Genomic DNA, 1147 nt, shown 5'->3' on the forward strand with positions numbered 1-1147 from the left:
CTAAACGAAATGGACTCCGGGGACCAAAGGGAGGTGCAGGCCACGCTTCTGCGCCTCAACAGACAGGCCTGGCCGACTTCGAAAGCTAGCAAATCGAGCACGCAAGCTACGACAAGCTATTACGAAGCCGATCGTGCCGGGTGCCTCTCTGCCAACCATAAACATGTTTACGGCGAGACCTGGCTCGCCTGGAGCTTTGGCTCAACGGAAAGCGAATTTGGTCCGGCTTGTTCATCCTAGAGTTTTAACCCCCAGTTTCGGTAGTTGAAGAACAGCGCAACGTCATCTTGAACTATCTCTTCCCGGTTGAAGAACTCGAGCTGACCTGCGTTGCTCGTTTAGCGGTCATGACCGGCGGATCCTGCCCGCTGTCGTGCGATGATTCTTTTGAAAATGATGTTGCGACCACACAAGAAACGCTCGACCACACGCGGCACAAATCGCTCGCCGTGCACTCTGAAGATATGGTCTGCAATCTCGGCAAACGTCATGTGGGGCGTAGTCTCGACCAAAGAGAGGATCTCCGCAGCATAGCCCTCAATCCGAGCTGAACGCCGATTGCTGACCAGCGCGATCGCTGTCGATGGCGCCCCCCCGAAACGGCTGGCAGCGCCCCGGCAGCTCATCCCTTCATCTTGCATCGCCATAATAATGCGAATGCGAAGGTCAGGCGAGAGTGGTTTAACCATGCGGCCTGCCCTCCATCACCACCCCCTCGGATGGATCACGATCTGGCCCGCGAGCCTATGCTTTCCGATCCATCGATAGAAAACGTGCTCTACAGTCCGGACTCAAATGGTCCAGCTCGTACTCTCGACCTAACCGACGTTTTCAGCGTCGACCCGCAAGGGCCGATCCGAGCTGGATTTCTTAAAACTCGTCTTCCTCGCTATTAGACCCTGACCTTGCCTGACTTGCTGGACTATGCGACGGAAGAACAGAACTATGTTCGGTGCTTTTTTGTGTATCGTTTAATGGACACTTTGCGGAGAGATCTTCGTCCTAAGTTCTTCCAGAGGGTTCGGATTGACTAAATTGCAGCCGCGAACTCCACTCTTAAAATCCTGCGCCTTCGCTCCGGCATTCACGACCCCGCAGTCGGGACTTAGTTCGCGCCCCCACGCGCAGAGCCGACGTGCATGAAAAT

General features: G+C 55.1%; 2 protein-coding genes. Both read left to right on the forward strand.

Annotated elements, in window-relative coordinates:
• The coding region (locus AC0L3A_RS40645; RefSeq protein WP_473256571.1) for a hypothetical protein at nt 1-240 on the forward strand (240 nt) is incomplete at its 5' end.
• A gap of 47 nt (nt 241-287) precedes the next feature.
• On the forward strand, nt 288-551 hold the full coding sequence (locus AC0L3A_RS40650; protein ID WP_473256572.1) for a hypothetical protein: 264 nt from the start codon (nt 288-290) through the stop codon (nt 549-551).
• Nucleotides 552-1147 lie beyond the last annotated feature (596 nt).

Source organism: Bradyrhizobium sp. MI1.3 (genome assembly GCF_055811695.1).